At 42.0% G+C, this 16,879-nt stretch carries 19 protein-coding genes, 3 tRNA genes and 1 pseudogene; 18 read left to right on the forward strand and 5 right to left on the reverse strand.

Annotated features, from left to right (window positions below; all coding sequences use genetic code 11):
* Positions 1–4 precede the first annotated feature (4 nt).
* Complete coding sequence (locus tag ACSYSN_RS01385) at positions 5–1,405, forward strand: zinc ribbon domain-containing protein (protein WP_491712481.1); 1,401 nt, start codon at positions 5–7, stop codon at positions 1,403–1,405.
* Positions 1,406–1,576: 171 nt separating this feature from the next.
* Positions 1,577–2,062: a helix-turn-helix domain-containing protein gene (locus tag ACSYSN_RS01390; RefSeq protein ID WP_491712482.1), complete on the forward strand. Its 486-nt coding sequence runs from the start codon at positions 1,577–1,579 to the stop codon at positions 2,060–2,062.
* A 587-nt stretch (positions 2,063–2,649) separates the two neighbouring features.
* Here the strand turns inward: ACSYSN_RS01390 and ACSYSN_RS01395 are convergent.
* The 3 genes and pseudogenes from ACSYSN_RS01395 to ACSYSN_RS01405 form a co-directional block, all read right to left on the reverse strand.
* Positions 2,650–3,240 (reverse strand): NAD(P)H-dependent oxidoreductase, encoded by a 591-nt coding sequence (locus ACSYSN_RS01395; protein ID WP_491712483.1) that lies wholly within the window; start codon positions 3,238–3,240, stop codon positions 2,650–2,652.
* Entirely contained in the window at positions 3,237–3,491 is a 255-nt protein-coding gene (locus tag ACSYSN_RS01400; protein WP_491712484.1) for a hypothetical protein, read from the reverse strand. Before ACSYSN_RS01400 ends, ACSYSN_RS01395 begins: the two co-directional genes overlap by 4 nt.
* 186 nt (positions 3,492–3,677) lie before the next feature.
* A pseudogene (locus tag ACSYSN_RS01405) lies at positions 3,678–3,803 on the reverse strand (hypothetical protein); the annotation flags it as partial.
* A gap of 553 nt (positions 3,804–4,356) precedes the next feature.
* Between ACSYSN_RS01405 and apf the strand changes: the two are divergent.
* Positions 4,357–5,088, forward strand: a complete 732-nt coding sequence (gene apf / locus ACSYSN_RS01410) for an aggregation-promoting factor (protein WP_491712485.1) — start codon at positions 4,357–4,359, stop codon at positions 5,086–5,088.
* Positions 5,089–5,182: 94 nt separating this feature from the next.
* On the opposite strand, the gene ACSYSN_RS01415 is transcribed toward apf, so the two are convergent.
* Complete coding sequence (locus ACSYSN_RS01415) at positions 5,183–5,371, reverse strand: UTRA domain-containing protein (protein WP_491712877.1); 189 nt, start codon at positions 5,369–5,371, stop codon at positions 5,183–5,185.
* On the opposite strand from ACSYSN_RS01415, the gene ACSYSN_RS01420 reads away from it, so the two are divergent.
* From ACSYSN_RS01420 to ACSYSN_RS01470, 11 genes are all read left to right on the forward strand, one after another.
* Complete coding sequence (locus ACSYSN_RS01420; protein WP_491712486.1) at positions 5,331–5,630, forward strand: UTRA domain-containing protein; 300 nt, start codon at positions 5,331–5,333, stop codon at positions 5,628–5,630. The two genes, ACSYSN_RS01415 and ACSYSN_RS01420, sit on opposite strands and share 41 nt — an antisense overlap.
* Positions 5,631–5,801: 171 nt before the next feature.
* Positions 5,802–6,857 carry an SEC10/PgrA surface exclusion domain-containing protein gene (locus ACSYSN_RS01425; protein WP_491712487.1) on the forward strand — a complete coding sequence of 352 codons (1,056 nt, stop codon included), beginning with the start codon at positions 5,802–5,804 and terminating at the stop codon, positions 6,855–6,857.
* A gap of 24 nt (positions 6,858–6,881) precedes the next feature.
* Positions 6,882–7,052, forward strand: a complete 171-nt coding sequence (locus ACSYSN_RS01430; RefSeq protein ID WP_491712488.1) for a hypothetical protein — start codon at positions 6,882–6,884, stop codon at positions 7,050–7,052.
* Positions 7,052–7,396 (forward strand): GNAT family N-acetyltransferase, encoded by a 345-nt coding sequence (locus tag ACSYSN_RS01435; protein WP_491712878.1) that lies wholly within the window; start codon positions 7,052–7,054, stop codon positions 7,394–7,396. Before ACSYSN_RS01430 ends, ACSYSN_RS01435 begins: the two co-directional genes overlap by 1 nt.
* Before the next feature lie 88 nt (positions 7,397–7,484).
* Positions 7,485–7,556: transfer RNA gene (locus ACSYSN_RS01440), tRNA-Gln, on the forward strand.
* Positions 7,557–7,768: 212 nt separating this feature from the next.
* On the forward strand, positions 7,769–8,485 hold the full coding sequence (locus ACSYSN_RS01445; RefSeq protein ID WP_491712489.1) for a glycerophosphodiester phosphodiesterase: 717 nt from the start codon (positions 7,769–7,771) through the stop codon (positions 8,483–8,485).
* A gap of 93 nt (positions 8,486–8,578) precedes the next feature.
* Positions 8,579–9,760: an aminotransferase class I/II-fold pyridoxal phosphate-dependent enzyme gene (locus ACSYSN_RS01450; RefSeq protein WP_491712490.1), complete on the forward strand. Its 1,182-nt coding sequence runs from the start codon at positions 8,579–8,581 to the stop codon at positions 9,758–9,760.
* 60 nt (positions 9,761–9,820) lie between these two features.
* Positions 9,821–9,902 (forward strand) — tRNA-Tyr (locus ACSYSN_RS01455).
* Positions 9,903–9,909: 7 nt separating this feature from the next.
* Positions 9,910–9,981 (forward strand) — tRNA-Gln (locus ACSYSN_RS01460).
* Between the two features lie 159 nt (positions 9,982–10,140).
* A complete protein-coding gene (locus ACSYSN_RS01465) occupies positions 10,141–11,256 on the forward strand; it encodes a hypothetical protein (protein ID WP_491712491.1) in 1,116 nt (371 codons plus the stop codon).
* Between the two features lie 81 nt (positions 11,257–11,337).
* Positions 11,338–12,036, forward strand: coding sequence for a GntR family transcriptional regulator (locus ACSYSN_RS01470; RefSeq protein WP_317637792.1), 699 nt, complete (start codon positions 11,338–11,340; stop codon positions 12,034–12,036).
* Positions 12,037–12,076: 40 nt separating this feature from the next.
* On the opposite strand, the gene tagD is transcribed toward ACSYSN_RS01470, so the two are convergent.
* Entirely contained in the window at positions 12,077–12,463 is a 387-nt protein-coding gene (tagD, locus tag ACSYSN_RS01475) for a glycerol-3-phosphate cytidylyltransferase (protein WP_317637793.1), read from the reverse strand.
* Positions 12,464–12,580: 117 nt separating this feature from the next.
* Here tagD and ACSYSN_RS01480 point away from each other — a divergent pair, with 117 nt between their 5' ends.
* The 4 genes from ACSYSN_RS01480 to nadE all read left to right on the forward strand — a co-directional run bounded on the left by ACSYSN_RS01480 (position 12,581) and on the right by nadE (position 16,789).
* A complete protein-coding gene (locus ACSYSN_RS01480) occupies positions 12,581–13,312 on the forward strand; it encodes a WecB/TagA/CpsF family glycosyltransferase (RefSeq protein ID WP_491712492.1) in 732 nt (243 codons plus the stop codon).
* A gap of 3 nt (positions 13,313–13,315) precedes the next feature.
* Positions 13,316–14,413, forward strand: a complete 1,098-nt coding sequence (locus ACSYSN_RS01485) for a glycosyltransferase (protein ID WP_491712493.1) — start codon at positions 13,316–13,318, stop codon at positions 14,411–14,413.
* Positions 14,414–14,483: 70 nt separating this feature from the next.
* Entirely contained in the window at positions 14,484–15,959 is a 1,476-nt protein-coding gene (locus tag ACSYSN_RS01490) for a nicotinate phosphoribosyltransferase (protein ID WP_491712494.1), read from the forward strand.
* Complete coding sequence (nadE, locus tag ACSYSN_RS01495; RefSeq protein WP_491712495.1) at positions 15,959–16,789, forward strand: NAD(+) synthase; 831 nt, start codon at positions 15,959–15,961, stop codon at positions 16,787–16,789. The genes ACSYSN_RS01490 and nadE overlap by 1 nt, the downstream gene beginning before the upstream one ends.
* Positions 16,790–16,879: the final 90 nt, after the last annotated feature.

Below are 16,879 nucleotides of genomic sequence, written 5' to 3' on the forward strand. Positions count from 1 at the left end.
GAGAATGAATGAAAGTCAATTTTGCCCTAATTGTGGTCAAAAGGTCGACTCTAAGGCGGAGTTCTGTCCCAATTGTGGGAAGCAACTCAAGGTGAAGGCAGCAAATCAAGCGCATCGTACCAAGAACGTGCAAGCAACCAATTCGCAGCCAGTTGTAACCCAGCAACAAGCAACGGTTGCGAAGAAGCGGCCGCCAATGAAGCAGAAAAGCAAAATTATTTTGAGTAGTCTAGCTGCTCTGGTAGTTGTTTTTGTTATCTTTTATGCCTGGGGATCCAACCATTATCAGCGCAATAACCAGCTTGCACAGATAAACACAGCATTGAAGAATTCACGTCAGTCTTTGAGCCAGTACGTTACTTCTGATAACCCGAATGTGCATGTGACGGATGCGGCATTGAAGCCGACGCAGAAGTATTATGCAGAAAATTATGAAAAAGCAAATAAAATGGCGGATGACCTTAAATACAGTGATCAGTCTGACGATGTTAGTCTGGTCAGGAGTGGTCATTACTTATTATTTTTCCCCAAATACAAGCTGCAATTCAAGACTTACACCCCGCAGATTAAGACTAATCACGCCAATTCCAGTATTTATGTTAACGGTCAAAAATTTGGTGGCATTGATGGCAGCGGCGGGGAATATTATAAGAAGATTACGCCGCTTTTTCCAGGCAAGTATCATATCGTAGTCAAGTCTATTGCCTCTGGCCATGAATTATCTGCTGACAAGAGCATGCTGATTGATTCCAACCAAGCCATTAATATGGACATTAAGACGGTCAACTTTATGGTTAAGAGCATGCCGGGCGCTGATGTTTATATAAATGACAAGAAAGTCGGGATACTAAACAGAAGAGGTACTAAAAATTTCAAAGAATATCCTGCAACCGCTGATATGAAGATTTACGTTGAAGCTACAATCGCAGGAAAAACCATTAAGTCGAAAATGGTTAATTATGATGATTTAGGCTTCGATGATGACGATGATAGTAGCAGTAATGTCATTAAGCCAGAATGGCCCGGACTAATCAGCCAGGATGATGCAGAGAGTATCTTACAGGACAACTTTAATTCTCCAGACGAAGATGCCTTTATCGGCGGTGCGGAGAACAAAGGCTACCAGGATCTGCACACACAAGAGGCCAAGTTTAGAAATAGTGATGAAATTATTGATTTTTCAATGGAGTGTAGCATCGTCTCAATTGCACCAGCTCCTAATAATTGTAGTAGCGTTACGTATAAGATAACTTATACCTTTGAACATGATGATTATGAGCATAAGCAGGTCTTGCTCTACTCGGGCGGTCTGTTCCACCAAGTCGGTGATGAGGATGATGGTAAGCAAAAGATTAAGTCAATTGGTAATGGTAAGGTGATTAGCGACAAGAAGTACGATAATTAGGAGTAAATATTTTTAGCAAAAAGCAAGTTGCTTACTTAATAAAATCAAAGCCTGTCATTTCAAGTTTGAGTTGACAGGATTTTTCTTGTGGGCAGTTATTGGTAACTTTAGATTGAGCTAGGCGGCCAAGTTAAAAACCACTTTAGCTAAATGAAAAAATGGAGTTTTTTGATGCACCAAGAAAGCTACGGACCAAAATTTCGTCAAATCAGAAGGCAAAAGGGCTTAAGCATAGTTGAAGCAGCTGCAGGGATAGTCTCTAAATCAGGACTTGCGCGTTGGGAAACTGGTCAAGGAAGTTTATCCTTTGAGCAGGTCTTAAGTTTGCTGGTGGAAAATAATATTCAACCAATCGAATTTATCCAAAAAAATATTTTTCCAGATTTAGATTCAATCGTTCAAACCGTTACCCAAGTTCACGATAGCAATGAAGTAGCTATTTTAAAGGAACATGCTGTTAAAGCAGCCGCAAATTATCAGCTGGATCCCCAAGATAAGGCTAATTTATTTAAAGCTGCAATAGCCTGCAATTATTTTCAAGACTTGACTGCAGAAAATTTGTTTCCCGAGATAGCACAACTTAAGTTAAAATTGTATTTTTCAAAAATAGTTGCAGAGAATAACTATTGGAGTTTTGAAAGTATTTTTTCTTCGTAAATACGGCCTTATTGTTTGAACCTGCTGATGTAAGTTCTTACACTGAAGACTTGACCTTGTTTATTAAAGACGAGAATCTCTCTGCTAACGACTGGTACCCCTATATTATAAATGGTTTGCTCAATCTGGTATTTGCTTTAATAAAGAAGGATCCGAAACCAGCGCATAAATTGCTGTCAACAATTAGTATGTTGAAGAATATAGACTATTATTCGCTGGCAAAGATTAGGATTAAGTTCATGCACTGCTTGCTGAATTATATTGACGATAAAAACGAGACACAAGTCCAAAAAATATTCTCCAACATTATCAAAAGGCCTCAAAGCATGTATGCTTTGAGGCCTTTGGTTGTATTTAAGGTGAAATTTCATTGTATGGTATGGCAGTAAGAGTTGCTCATTTTTAATTATCAAGCTTGACCAGTATTTTTAGCTTGGTCAGAATCGCGGACTTGCCACCAATTCGGTCTTGTACCAGTAATATTGTTGAAACTCATGCACGCTTAATTGACGTGAGAATTGTGGTCTGGCCATTTAATTAATGATTCTCCTATTAAGTATTAAGAACTGAGTAACTTGAATATTACATTATGAGCACTTAAAGTGATAACTTGTAAGATGGTGCAAATATTTTTCGCGTCGGGGCGGTTTTGACATGGTGATGCCTCCAAAGTGGAGCCAATGACGATCCTTCATTCCTAACTGTTTTAGTGTTTGATTGATAAAGATACGCTTGATTGCACTACCATTAAAAAGTCTAAGATAAAATTTGGGTGAAGTTGAAGTGGTTAGCACATAGGTGTGCTTAATGTTAGTCAGTTCACCGTGAATGCCGGTTTTAGAAACTGTATGTGACAGGCCTTCACCTTCTTTCATTACCTTGTCAATAAAGCCCTTCAGCATGCCTGGAATGCTGTTCCACCACAAGGGAGTAATGAAAATCACGGTAGTAGCATTTTGCAAAAGCTGGAGGTACTTTTTGACCAGTGGATCATGGGTGCCGCCGCTGTGAAACAGGCGCAATTCTTCCTTATCATAGACTGGATTGAAGTGGTCTGCGTATAAGTCGATCACCTGATATTGCTGGTTTTGTTTTTGTAAATTTGTTTTGACCGCAGTCAAAACAGCGTGATTAAAACTTTTTTCGTAAGGATGGCAGTAGATTATTAAAGTGTTCATTTTATTTCCTTCATCATTTGAGTTAGGGTCATTTGTACTAACTGGTGATCATAGGTGGTTACCTTGTTTTTAATTAAGAAGCAGTAGCCCTGGATAAATGACCAGATTTGAATTAAGAAGCTATGGTTACTGATGTCTGACTTGTAATCGACCTGCTTGATCAATTGGTTGACTTTGGCTAAAAAAGGGTAAGTAGGATTAGGCTTCTTCAGTGAAGCGACTGCCTCATCATTAAAAAATAGGAATTCCATAATATTAGGATGTTCTTGCACTTGTTCAACAAAATAATCGGCAATAACTAAAAGTTGTTCTTCGGCCGAATTATTGCTAGAAGGTAAGTGACCAATAAACTCCTGTGATAATTTTGCGGTCGCCTTTTGAAAAAACTCCTCTTTGCTGGCAAAGTGCTGGTAAAATGCCCCAGTAGTTAGACCAATGTCTTTGGTTAATTTACGCAGGGATAGGTTGTGATAGCCCTGTTGATCAATTACGGTAATTGCCTTTTGAATAAGTTGTTGATCAGTTGTATACGTGATAGTTCCTCCTTTAGATAACAGTGTTATCTGAAAACTATGATAACACTGTTATCCAAAAAGTCAAAATTTACGCAAATAAAAAGCTCCCTCATGGAAGAAGCGGAAGGCAACTAGTTAATCGGCGATTTTTTGGGCATGGTCCATGGCTGCCAGGATAGAAGGATTTTTAGAATGGCAATCCTTAATCATTTGCCAATCCTGTTCGTTCAATTCAACTTGATATTTAGTCATTTTACTCATCCTTTCTAAAAAACTTAGTTTTACTATAGCACTTTTTGCTCCCGATTAGCGAAAAAAATCGAGTCATACTTTATTGTTGCTAGATTATCATGCACTAACAAACTATGATCTAATACTAATATTACAAAAAGACTTGCCAAAAAACAAAAAAGCAATTAAAATGGATGAAAACGATATATTACAATTATGTCAATTATTTTAGATTAAGTAATTTATTCTTAAAGCTTGAGTGATCTTACTGTAATTTTAAGAATGTAGTATATAGATAATCAAGTTAAAGGATAGTTTTTCTATCTTTAGTTTGATCAAATTCAGGTTTTTTATTTAAGGAGATAATCTTTTGAAGGTAAAATCCATTTTAGGGAAAGCGGCAATAGCAGCAGTCTCTGCATCAGGGATTGCGGTTGTTAACAACGCCCAAACGAGCAAAGTTCAAGCGGCTACAGTTAAAAGCGACCATAGCGACCATAAGGCGAGCAAGAAGCATGCCAAAATAGTTAAAAATGATACTGCTGTGGTGACTGTTAACTACGTTGACGGTAACGGTATTCGGGTTTGGGATAGTTACAAGCAAACTAAAGCTACCGGGCAAGTTTTACCAAGTAATTCTTCTTGGAAAGTTATCAAAACCGCTTACGATAAAAAAGGTCAAAAGTGGTATGATTTAGGTAAAAATCAATGGGTAAGGGCTGAGTATGTTAACAAAGGTTATTACCCAGCTAATGAAGCCCCTGCTCCAGCAGTGACAACTAGTGAATACGCCACAGAAGATAATGGTGCTAATGGTAACTATACTATTAGTAACCAAACTTATAGTTCGACCTCTGTTTCTGTTCCGGCTACTTCAGGTTCAGAGTCAAGTGCAAAGGATTGGATTGCTAATCGTGAATCGGGTGGCTCATACAGTGCGCAAAATGGCCAGTACATCGGAAAATATCAGCTTACAGCCTCTTACCTAAACGGCGATTATTCTGCTGCGAACCAAGAACGGGTAGCTGATAGCTATGTAAAGGGTCGTTATGGTTCGTGGACAGCCGCTAAACAATTTTGGGAAGCAAATGGTTGGTACTAATTACGAGTTGCTAACTAAAGAGTAAATTACATTTTAAGCTTAATAAATCAAAGAAGACATTAGAACTTAGCTAATGTCTTCTTTTTGTTTTTAACTAGTGGTCGATCGCGTAGGTAAATTTATCACTGCGCAAAATTTGTTGAGCAAGATATAAAGGAGAATTGTTTTCATCATAAACAAAATCCTTAATCTGCATTAGCGGATCCCCCTCATCTACGTTTAGTAAAACAGATTCTTCTCTAGTGGCAAAAGCTATTTTGAAAGTTTTTTTACCAGAGCCGATCTTTGCCGAGCTAGAAAAAGCCGACCTGAGTAAATCACTTTATGAAGCTTTGAAGAAAAGATACCAAATAAAGAAATTAACTGCTGATGACATGATTATCAGAGTTTCTTTAGCGAACCAGGATGAAGCTAAGCAATTGAAAAAATCAATTGGCTTCCCCCTACTCTTAGTACAAGTAAGCGTGAAAGATGAGAATGAGCAGATTGTTCATGCGGGTAAACAATATATCGTTTCAGACAGATATGAATTTCACCTTTAAGTGGCTTGTCCTTATTTTTAAATTGGCGTCGCAGTAATTACCAGATAATAATAACTTAATTGTTAAAATACTTTTATTTTTTAGAGAGATAAGATAGCATTAACTAGTAATTAGTTTTAAAATTATAACCAAAAAGAGCCAGTTGGAAAGCATTACTCTTGAGGAAGTTCAATGAAAAAAAGTAAATTTACGGTTGTCTTAGTTAATATTATTTTGTTGGTAACTATTACCGCACTTACTGTCGGGGAAGCTGAACCAGTATCCGCTGCCAGCATTAAAGGCTACGTTAAAGTAAAAACAAAGGGTAAAGCACAACTGTACCAAGGGTCGGGCAAGCGGTCTCGATTTTACGCGGTGGCAAAACGTCAATATTCATACAGTCGTAAGAAAAAGATTGGGCAGAAAAAGCGCACTGCCTACAAGATTGGTAACAATTCTCAGTGGATTTTGGCCAAAGATGTTAAGGTGGTAAAAAAGCAGCCAGTGAAATATGCTCAGGCCACAATGAAATTACCGCGGGGATACAACAAAACCGACTTGTTGCAGGCATATCAGAGTAAACCGAGCAAGGCCTTTGTGAATGCTTCAATGCAGGGGATGAAGGTCAACAACTTTAGTCGCGGCAAGCTAGCAGAAAGTAAGCAAGATAACCAAACCGTGGTTAATTTGGCCAACCTTACGACAGAACAGTTGAGTGCCTTGACTACTTTCGCTTTGCGTTTAATTAATGAAGCTCGGAGTGATTTGGGCTTACGGGCTTGGGTTGAAAGTTCGGGCACACAGAAACTGGCGGCTGATATTGCCACTGAATATGCCCAGAATAAGATGACGATTAAGGATGGTCATTATGTTGCGGGGATCGTTCGTGCTTGCCAAGCTAATGGCTTGAAACTTGATGACAACTATGTCGAGGACATGGCAGGTTTTTATAATCAACAGCAAACAATGACCATGACCGAGTTGAAAAAGTCAGTATATTTCGGCTTGAAGCAGATGATTTTTGGTTACTCAGGTAGTAGTGAGTCAGAGCAAAGCGACCGCAGTTATTACCAGGAGTGGGGCCATGCTGGTGACTTGTTCAATACCCAGGGAACGTTGCACGATGGCGATTACAACTACTTTGGTTTTAATATTTCGACTACCAATAATATCTGTTCGTTGCACTTTATTAGTGTACCTACGTACATCGTTAAAAATAAGCAGAATAACGTTGATTTTAAGCCATAATAATAACTTTTGAAGGTGAAAGAGATGGCAATTTATATTCGTTTAGCTCAAGGCTGTGATTTGACTAGGATAATGGCGATTATTGATGAAGCCAAGGAGTTGTTAAAAAAGACGGCAGTCCGCAATGGCAAAATGGCAACCCTAATCACGCAATATTGGCAGCTGATATTGTCCAGGAGCAAGCGTATTGCTTGATGGTTGATCAAGCTGTAGCGGGGGTTGCGGCCTTAGTTGCGGGACCTGAACCAAATTACGACCGGATTGATGGCGCCTGGCACAATACAACAGACCAGTATGCGACAATCCACCGCATAGCAATTTCTGGTAAATATCGTGGGCAACACCTTAGTCAGTTTTTCCTGTCGAATTTACTTTCACGTGGTCTGCTACTGGAAATTCATAATTTCAGAATTGATACTCATGCAGATAACCAACGCATGCAAGCCCTAATTAGCCAGGTGGGTTTCCAATATCGCGGGACGGTTTGGGTTGACCAGACTGCAGATGGTGCTAGATACGCCTATGAACTCAACTTATGACTAGAAAATTTGGTTTTTGCTTGACTTAAAGTAGGAAATTTTTTATACTATTTGAAGTTGAGCAAACAAGTAAAAGCTCAGCTGGAATTGGGTTATAGCCAAGCGGTAAGGCACTAGTTTTTGGTACTAGTATGCGCTGGTTCGAATCCAGCTAACCCAATTGTTCTTACGAACACCCAACCCGAAAAAAGCAGTTCTGTTTCAAGAACTGCTTTTTTATTTTTTAAAAGTGGTGTGATACAAGCAAAAAGTTGTCTTTAGGAGTTTGGGGGTATTTTCAAATTGTCTAAATAGGGTTAAGATAGCCTCTATAATTTGCTGTAATTTGCTGTTAGACAAGTAGAATTTGATAGAGGTTTCACAATTAAAACAATGAATGGCGTTCAAGCAAAGACAGTCGTGTTCGGCCATCGCGGGTACCCAGCTAAGTTCGCTGAAAATTCCCTTGAGGGCTTCCGTTATGCCATTGAAAACGGCGCGGAAGGGGTCGAATTTGATGTTCATCTGACCAAGGATGAAGTACCAGTGGTAATGCATGATGAACGGGTTGACCGCACGACCGACGGCACAGGCTATATTAAAGACTTCACCCTAAAGGCATTACAGCGCTTGCACCTGACTAATGGTGAGCCTATTCCTGAACTTGAAGAAGTATTTAAGCTTCTTAATGAACGGGATATTATGATTAATTTGGAATTTAAAACCAGTATTGTGCACTATCAGGGCATCGAAAAAATTGTCCTGAAACTGGCGGAGCGGTACAACTTTGTCTACCCCATTATTTATTCCTCCTTTGACTATGTCACTTTAAAAAATTGTCAGGAAGTTGATGCCAGCCAAATTTATTGTTATCTGACTGATGCGGACATTACCAATTCAGCCAAATTAATTAAGGACAATGACTTTGCCGGTATTCATCCGGGGAAATTACTGAGTGCCCAAGAAGAGATTATTCAACGCGTGTGGACAGTGGATGATCCGCAAACCGCCAAAAAGTATTTTCAGCAGCGGATTGCTGGTATTTTTACTAATGATTTTCCGCTTATGACCCAGTTACGCAATGAAGTACAAGAGCAGGGCAAGTTTTAAAAATAAATAAATAAAAAATAAATAAGTATGTTAAAATCGGTCTAATGATAATATAATTTACCTAAGTAGATATACAGAAAGTTTGGTGAAAAGATGGTTGATCTTAAAAAATATATGCGTAAAGGCTTAGCCGAGGTCGAACCGAATCCGATTCTAAAATTTGCGGATTATGCTGGTAAAATCCCCGATGTGGTTAAATTCACTTTGGGGGAACCCGATTTTAATACGCCCGACCACATTAAGGAAGCTGCTAAGCAGTCAATCGCAGACAACCGTTCCCACTATGCTCCGTCTAATGGAACAATGGGCTTAAGGACTGCAGTTAGCAACTTTTTACGTCATAAATATGGTCAAGAGTATGATCCGGCTACTGAGGTTTTAGTCACTACCGGGGTTACAGAGTCAATCTTTGATACGGTCATGGCTACGCTGAATCATGGCGATGTGATGGTTGTTCCAACCCCAATGTTTTCGCTCTATATGTCAGATGAAAGTGTCATTAATGAAGGTGTGGAAGTTGTTGAAGTGGATACTTCGAACACCCAGTTCAAGCTGACACCTGAACAGTTGCAGGAAGTGCTTGATCAATATGGTGACCGGGTGCGGATGCTAGTGATGAACTATCCCACTAATCCAACTGGAGTAATGTACAGTCAAAAGGAACTTGATGACTTAGCCGCTGTTATCAGAAACAAGCCAATTTTTGCCTTGTGTGATGAAATATACAGTGAGCTCAACTATGACCAGCCCCATGCTTCGATGGAGAAGTCACTGCATGACCAGGTAATCCTGATGAACGGCGTGTCTAAGGCTTGGGCAATGACTGGTTATCGAATAGGAATTGTTTGTGCGCCCAAAGATATTTTGCTCGAGATTGCGAAAGTGCACCAGGCGGTCGTGACGACCGAACCAACCCCAATGCAAGATGCGGCTGAAGAAGCGTTTGCTAATGGGATGGATGATGCTGTACCAATGAAGGCTGAATTTAAGAAACGGCGCGATGTATTGTATGAAGGTTTAATGAAGCTGGGCTTTAAATGCGTCAAGCCGCAAGGGGCATTTTACTTATTTGCTAAAATTCCAGCTCACTTGGAGCAGGATGATACTAAATTTATTTATGACTTAGTCGACCAAGCGCGCGTGGCAGTTACAGCCGGGTCTTGCTTTGACAAGGGGGGAGCTGGTTATGTCCGTTTCTCCTATGCGGTTTCAATGCCACAGATCAAAGAGGGCTTGCGGCGACTTGAGCAATATATGCGGGAAATTAAGCAATAATCAGCTAATTAAGGCTTGCAATCATGCACGTTTTTCGGTAAGATAATTATCGTGCATGACGGAGGAGTAGCGAAGTGGCTAAACGCGGCGGTCTGTAAAACCGCTCTCTCTGAGTTCGGCGGTTCGAATCCACCCTCCTCCATTATCACTGGGTTATAGCCAAGCGGTAAGGCACTAGTTTTTGGTACTAGTATGCGCTGGTTCGAATCCAGCTAACCCAATTAAATTATAAAATCAAGGCAGCTAGAGTAGTTGCCTTTTTACTTGCTTGTCTTGGGGCGGGACTTGAACTTAAATAATCTAAAATCCGTAATTTCCGCTAAAGTCAAAAAGATAGTACAATAGTAGCTAGTTTACTCCTCGAGTAAGAAAGGAATTTTATGGCGAGACTAATTAAAGTTGGTGCTGGTGGCGGAGAAATAAACTGGCATGATGCTCTCAAGGACATGCAGGCTGACGATGTCTTGTTCTTAGAACCCGGTTTTTATGAACTACCGCAGGGACGCTACTTAGCTGACATTACGATTAAGGGTACTGGAAATTTACCTGAAGATACGACGATTTTGGGCAGTGTTAACGTTGACGCTGGTAGTCAATTTGTCAATCTAGAAAATCTCTGCATTAATACTAATGAAGATGCTAACAGTCTCTTTGTGCCGACTGAGGCTAATACTTATCTTACTTTGCGTAATTGTGTGGTTAAGGGCTTTGGCGGTGATACTGCAGTGATTGCTGCTAATGGCAAAATCACGCTGGAGCTTTTTTCAACCATGATTTTAAATGGTTCGGTTTCGCTGTTTGCCAATGCCAATTTTCGTTTGGAAATGAATGATTCAGCCATTGATAATATTTCTGAGCAGTTCGGAGCTTTGGCAATAGAAGGGCATGGTACTGCGATTATCAATAACTCGCGTATTAACGGTAGTATTGATACCTTTAAAAAGTGCAATGCTGAGGTCAATCTTAATAATGCGGTAGTAAATTCCCTCTTAGTTCAAGGGCAGGTTTGGTTAAACATGCTTAACAGCAAGGTTTTACTAGCTGATGACGCTAGTACATACATTACGGATGAGGCTTGGGTCAATATTGTTGGCTCTGACTTTAAGGGCGGGGTTTATTTAGATAAGCAACCTCATGTGATTATCCAGAATAGTCAAATTAACCGGCTGATTGCCGTTGAGCGCACTAAACTGACCATGGCTAATGCGGTTATCGAAAATCATGCCGACTTTCAAAACGAGGCAGAATGCGACGCTCGTCGAGTTACCTTTAATGGTGGAAACGAATATCAATACTTTTTGGCGTTAAGTGACCGGGCTCATCTGGTTGGACATGATTTAATCCTCAATTCTAACGGGGCTGATCTAGCCATGAAAAACGCTGCTTGGATGCAGGCCAGTGTCCTTGCTACTAGTGATGACTCGATTACGGTTGAATGCAGCCACAAAGCTAAACTCAGTCTTCTGGGGATGAAATGGACCACTAGAAAAAAATAGCCCTTAAAGCAGTTCGCTTTAAAGCTGTACAAAATAGACCAATTTGGATTATAATTGAAGACATAAGCGGAGGTGCCTTTAATGAAAGAACCCATGTACATCAAAATTCATAACCAGATTAAACGTGAAATTGAAGACCATGTATACCGCGTCGGCAGCAGAATACCGGCTGAGCGGCAGCTTGCGCAGAAGTTTGGGGTTTCACGCATGACTCTGCGGCAGGCAATTAAAACGCTAGAAGATGAAGGGATTTTAGAGCAACGGTTGGGAAGTGGCACTTATGTGGCCAACCAAAAGGTGCAGGAAAAGATGTCGGGAATTATGTCTTTTACTGAAATCACCCACGCCAATGGTCAAGCACCCTCCAGCAAGCTGATTTCTTACCGGGTAGGTAAGCCTTCCCTGTCGGAGACCGAGCGGCTCAACCTCGATGACGACCAGGAAGTCCTGCGCATGGAACGAATTCGTTATGCGGATGATGTACCGATTTGTTATGAGGTAGTCAGCATTCCACACCGCTTAATTGAAAAATTGTCAAAGGCCGAGATATCGGCCCACTTGTACCAGACCCTTGAGCAGAACGGTTACCAGATTGGGCGGGTAACCGAGCATATTTCAGCTGCTGTTGCAACGGAAAATGCCGCTCGTCTACTTGATGCGAAAAAGGGTGAGGCCTTAATTACGCGCCTGCAAGTTACGGAGCTGTCTACGGGGGAGCCGTTTGAATATACGCGGGCTAGCTATGTGGCTGATCGCTTTGAATTTACTTTTTCGAAATAAAACAAAAACTCTGAACTAGTGTGGTGTTAGTTCAGAGTTTTTATTTAAGGTCATCTTTAATTTTACTAGTGGAAATGCCGGGGGTGCGTGCCAGGTAGACCACCTCACAAGCAGGCTTTAAAAAGTCGAACTGGCCCCGCCAGTCGTCCCCCATCACAAAGGCATCGATGCCATATTTCTGGATATCGGTGGCTTTTTGGTCCCAATTCTGTTCGGGAATAACTTCATCAACGTAGCGGATAGCTTCAAGGATATACTTGCGTTCAGCATAAGTATTATATGCTTCTTTGTGTTTTTGGAGTTCATTGAACTGATCAGTTGAAAGACCAACGATAAGATAGTCACCTAGCTCCTTGGCCCGTTTTAGCAGGCGTACATGGCCATAATGCAATAAGTCAAATGTTCCATAAGTGATAACTTTTTTCATTTTATGATCTCCCTCGTGTTTTGCTAATATTATCATATTATAGAAAAAGGTTAAACATGTGCCCTAGAGCCTAATTGTTTGCTAAAATAAAGTAAATTAAACGCAAAGGTGATTGTCATGGATAAAGTAAATGTTTTGGGTGTTGATTTTGATAATAAAAGTTTTAAGCAATTTCAAACTGAATTTAGCAACCGCATTGACTCACATCAATCAACTTTGGTTGTAACTGCAAATCCCGAAATCGTAATGACAGCGAATGAAAACCCTGAATTTATGAAAATTTTGCGGCGGGCGGCGGACTATATTACCCCTGATGGTATTGGTATTATCAAGGCAGGCAAGATTCTTGGCACACCGCTAAAAGAACGCGTTACAGGTTATGACTTGTTTGTCTGGTTACTTAAAGTGGCAAATGAACGGAAGTTGCGAATTTATTTAGTTGGCGCCAAACCAGAAGTGCTGGCTGCCGTGCAGGAGCGAATTGGTCGTGAGTATGGCGGTATTGACTTGGTGGGAGCAGAAGATGGGTATTTTGATGACGATTTAGAAATTATCGCCTATCAGATTAAGCAAAAACAGCCAGACCTGGTTTTTGCAGCCCTAGGTTCACCGCGTCAGGAGCAACTATTGACCCTCCTGCGTAGGGACCGACTAGCCGCTTTAATGATGGGGGTTGGCGGTAGCTTTGATGTTTTTTCAGGAAAGGTCAAGCGGGCCCCGCAATTTTGGCAGAAGCTGCATTTGGAGTGGCTTTACCGCTTGCTAAAAAATCCGCGTCGTTTCAAGCGGATGCTGGTTTTACCGCAATTTGTGCTTGAAGTGTACCATTCAAGAACAGGGAAGAGATAAAGTATGAAGGTTTTACATGTCAATGCAGGCTTAGAAACGGGCGGCGGGTTGACCCACATTATTAACTTACTTAAAGAAGCTAAAAAAGAGCAGGAAGACTTCACGCTCCTGTGCTTAGCTGCTGGTCCTGTTGCTGATGCTGCACGCGCAGCTGGTCTGCGAGTGCGGGTGCTGGGGATAACAAGTCGCTATGCTTTAAGTAGCCTGAGGCAGCTCAGTGACTTCGTTAATCAAAATGGTTACGAAATCGTGCATAGCCACGGTGCGCGCGCCAACTTGTTTTTGGCGTTAATCAAGCGCAAGCTTAGGGCCCAGTGGTGTGTTACCGTCCATTCTGATCCCTACTTGGATTTTGAGGGGCGGGGAGTGGCTGGCCGCGCTTTTACTTTTGCCAACCTGCGTGCCCTCCGGCGCGCTGACTGTGTATTTGTAGTCACCAAGAGATTTGCCAACTTGGTTACAGACAAGGTTGGCGTTGTGCCCAAGAAGGTTCATGTAATCTATAACGGCACTTTTTTTCATGAAAATAGCGAAATTCCGGCTAAGATTGCTCATCCTGGTTTTAACTTGGTGAATGTTGCTCGGGCAGAAAAGATCAAGGGACAGGAATTGCTGCTGCAAGCGCTCAAAAAGTTAGATTACGCCAGCGTTCACCTGTATATTGCAGGAGATGGCCCGCAATTGCCCCACTTAAAGGATCTGGTTCAGCAACTGGGTCTAGGGCCCCAGGTAAGCTTTCAAGGGTTCTTAACGCAGCCGCAGCTTACCGACTTGTATCGGCAGATGGACCTGGCCGTTTTGACCTCTTATTCAGAAAGTTTTCCGCTGGTACTACTTGAAGCTAGCGACCACCTACTGCCACTTTTAGCGACCACCGTTGGTGATATCGAAATGATGATCCCCGATTCAGAGCATGGTTTTGTTACCCCGGTGGGCGATGTTGGGGAGCTTACTGCTACGCTAAAAAGTGCGCTAAATAGACCAACCGCAGATTTGAAAAAAATGGCCGCGCGGGAAAAAGACTATGTTGCTCATCATTTTTCATTGCAGCAGCAGCTGGCTAGCATCGTGCGAGTTTATCAGGAACTTTTGGCGGGCTAGCAAAATTGTTTAACTGGTTGCCAGTGGTTATAATAAAACAAAAAATATTTAAGTGGATAAAGAGGATCAGATGTTTTATCAAGAATTAGGGCAAGACGACTCGTTGACCTTGCACACGGACTTATACCAAATCAATATGATGTATACCTACTTCAAAAAAGGCATTGCCGAGCGCAATGCTGTTTTTGAAGCTTATTACCGGCAGGAACCCTTTGGCAATGGGTACTCAGTTTTTGCCGGCTTGGAGCATGCGATTTTGTATCTGCAAAATCTTCATTTTAAAAAGAGCGACCTTGAATACCTGCGTCAGGCAGTCGGTTATGATGATGACTTCATTGACTACTTGCGCCACTTTGAAATGAAGTTAACCGTGCAATCAATGCGCGAGGGTGAGATCGTCTTTGCTAATGAGCCCCTTCTTCAGGTTGAAGGACCATTAGCCCAGTGTCAGCTGGTTGAAACTGCACTGCTAAACATTGTTAACTTTCAAACGCTCTTAGCCACTAAGGCTGCTCGGGTCAAATTGGCCGTTCAGGGTGACGGTGTCATGGAATTCGGGACGAGACGGGCTCAAGAGGCCGATGCGGCCCTTTGGGGAACCAGAGCAGCTTATATTGGCGGCTTTGATTCGACCAGTAATGTGCGTGCGGGTAAGCTGTTCGGCATTCCGGTTTCTGGTACACATGCTCACTCTTTGGTTGAAGCCTTTGGGAGTGAGTACGAGGCCTTTAAAGCATATGCTGAAACTCATCGGGACTGCGTTTTTTTAGTCGATACTTATGATACGGTTCGAAGTGGCGTGCCGAATGCAATTCGAGTTGCCCAGGAGATGGGTGACAAGATCAATTTTCAGGGTGTCCGCATCGATTCCGGTGACATGGCCTACATTTCTAAACAAGTGCGCCGCGAACTAGACAATGCGGGTTTCCCAGCAGCTAAGATTTACGCTTCCAATGATTTAGATGAAACTACCATTACCAGCTTGAAGATGCAGGGAGCCAAAATTGACGTTTGGGGGATTGGTACAAAGTATATTACAGCTTACGATCAACCTGCGCTGGGCGCGGTTTACAAGTTGGTTTCGATTGAGGATGACCAAGGCCGGATGCGGGATACCTTGAAGATTTCTTCGAATGCTGTGAAGGTTTCTACGCCCGGGAAAAAGCAAGTCTGGCGGATTTCTGCTAATACGCAAAAGAAGAATGAAGGTGACTGGATTGCGCGTGCTGGAGTTGACCCCCGTAAGTTCAAGTCACTGTACATGTTTCACCCACAATATAACTACATCAACAAGGTGGTTACCGACTATACGGCGGAACCCCTGCTTAAGCCAATCTTTGAAAATGGTCAGTTAATTTACGAAAAACCACAGTTAGGCGATATCAAAAAGTTCTGTGCGGCCAATCTGGATGGTCTTTGGGATGAGTACAAACGTAGCCTGAATCCGCAAGAATATCCCGTTGACCTAGCTCAAGACCTCTACGACAGTAAGATGAACCAGATTCAAGACATTCGGAGTAAAATTATCAAAGGAGATGCAATGTAATGAGACCACTACAAGCAAAAATTATTGCCTACGAGCATGTTTTGCCGCAAATTGATGCTCAAAAAGAAATTAGGCGGTCAATTGATTTTTTAAAGGATTATTTGCGCGCGAATCGATTTTTGAAATCCTATGTGCTGGGCATTTCAGGTGGTCAAGATTCAACGCTGACGGGTAAGTTATGCCAGCTGGCGATTACGGAAATGCGTCAAGCAACTGGTGATCAGTCCTACCAATTTATTGCGGTTCGCCTGCCTTATGGAGTTCAAGGCGATGCCCAAGATGCGGCCGCTGCGATTGCCTTTCAGCAACCTGATCAAGATCTGATTGTTAACATTAAACCAGCAGTCGATACGATGGTTACTAGTCTGACTGCGGCAGGTCAAGTAATCACTGACTTTAACAAGGGCAACCTTAAGGCCCGGCAACGGATGGTGGTTCAGTATGCCATCGCTGGTGCTAACCAAGGGGCTGTTGTCGGCACAGACCATGCTGCCGAAAACTTTTCGGGTTTTTATACAAAGTATGGCGATGGAGCGGCTGACCTAACGCCGCTCTTTCGGTTGGATAAGCGGCAGGGTAAGCAAATGCTCAAGGCATTGGGTTGTCCTGAACAACTCTACTTGAAGGCCCCGACGGCGGACCTTGAAGAAGACCAACCGGCCCTGCCAGACGAAGAAGCTTTAGGGGTTAGTTATGAAGACGTGGACAATTATTTGGAGGGGCGGGAAGTACCGGTAGCCGCTGCCGAAAAGATTGAAGCGCTGTGGCGAAAGAGTGAACATAAGCGGCACCTGCCGGTAACGATTTTTGACAGTTTTTACCGTAGTTAAGGAGTCTCCAGAAATTTGAAGACGGATTTCTTGATATATTAGATATATTATAAGTAGAGTAGGTTTTTGGTAAAGATAAGGCTGATGTGA

This window comes from Lactobacillus sp. ESL1191 (genome assembly GCF_058504435.1).

Excerpts from the sequence above, each read along its gene's own strand:
- ACSYSN_RS01485 (WP_491712493.1), top strand. The coding sequence starts at position 13,316 with ATGAAGGTTTTACATGTCAATGCAGGCTTAGAAACGGGCGGCGGGTTG.
- ACSYSN_RS01480 (WP_491712492.1), top strand. The coding sequence starts at position 12,581 with ATGGATAAAGTAAATGTTTTGGGTGTTGATTTTGATAATAAAAGTTTT.
- ACSYSN_RS01430 (WP_491712488.1), top strand. The coding sequence starts at position 6,882 with ATGGCAATTTATATTCGTTTAGCTCAAGGCTGTGATTTGACTAGGATA.
- ACSYSN_RS01490 (WP_491712494.1), top strand. The coding sequence starts at position 14,484 with ATGTTTTATCAAGAATTAGGGCAAGACGACTCGTTGACCTTGCACACG.
- ACSYSN_RS01385 (WP_491712481.1), top strand. The coding sequence starts at position 5 with ATGAATGAAAGTCAATTTTGCCCTAATTGTGGTCAAAAGGTCGACTCT.
- ACSYSN_RS01395 (WP_491712483.1), bottom strand. The coding sequence starts at position 3,240 with ATGAACACTTTAATAATCTACTGCCATCCTTACGAAAAAAGTTTTAAT.
- tagD (WP_317637793.1), bottom strand. The coding sequence starts at position 12,463 with ATGAAAAAAGTTATCACTTATGGAACATTTGACTTATTGCATTATGGC.
- ACSYSN_RS01425 (WP_491712487.1), top strand. The coding sequence starts at position 5,802 with ATGAAAAAAAGTAAATTTACGGTTGTCTTAGTTAATATTATTTTGTTG.
- ACSYSN_RS01450 (WP_491712490.1), top strand. The coding sequence starts at position 8,579 with ATGGTTGATCTTAAAAAATATATGCGTAAAGGCTTAGCCGAGGTCGAA.
- ACSYSN_RS01390 (WP_491712482.1), top strand. The coding sequence starts at position 1,577 with ATGCACCAAGAAAGCTACGGACCAAAATTTCGTCAAATCAGAAGGCAA.
- ACSYSN_RS01445 (WP_491712489.1), top strand. The coding sequence starts at position 7,769 with ATGAATGGCGTTCAAGCAAAGACAGTCGTGTTCGGCCATCGCGGGTAC.
- ACSYSN_RS01465 (WP_491712491.1), top strand. The coding sequence starts at position 10,141 with ATGGCGAGACTAATTAAAGTTGGTGCTGGTGGCGGAGAAATAAACTGG.
- nadE (WP_491712495.1), top strand. The coding sequence starts at position 15,959 with ATGAGACCACTACAAGCAAAAATTATTGCCTACGAGCATGTTTTGCCG.
- ACSYSN_RS01400 (WP_491712484.1), bottom strand. The coding sequence starts at position 3,491 with ATGGAATTCCTATTTTTTAATGATGAGGCAGTCGCTTCACTGAAGAAG.
- ACSYSN_RS01435 (WP_491712878.1), top strand. The coding sequence starts at position 7,052 with ATGGTTGATCAAGCTGTAGCGGGGGTTGCGGCCTTAGTTGCGGGACCT.
- ACSYSN_RS01470 (WP_317637792.1), top strand. The coding sequence starts at position 11,338 with ATGAAAGAACCCATGTACATCAAAATTCATAACCAGATTAAACGTGAA.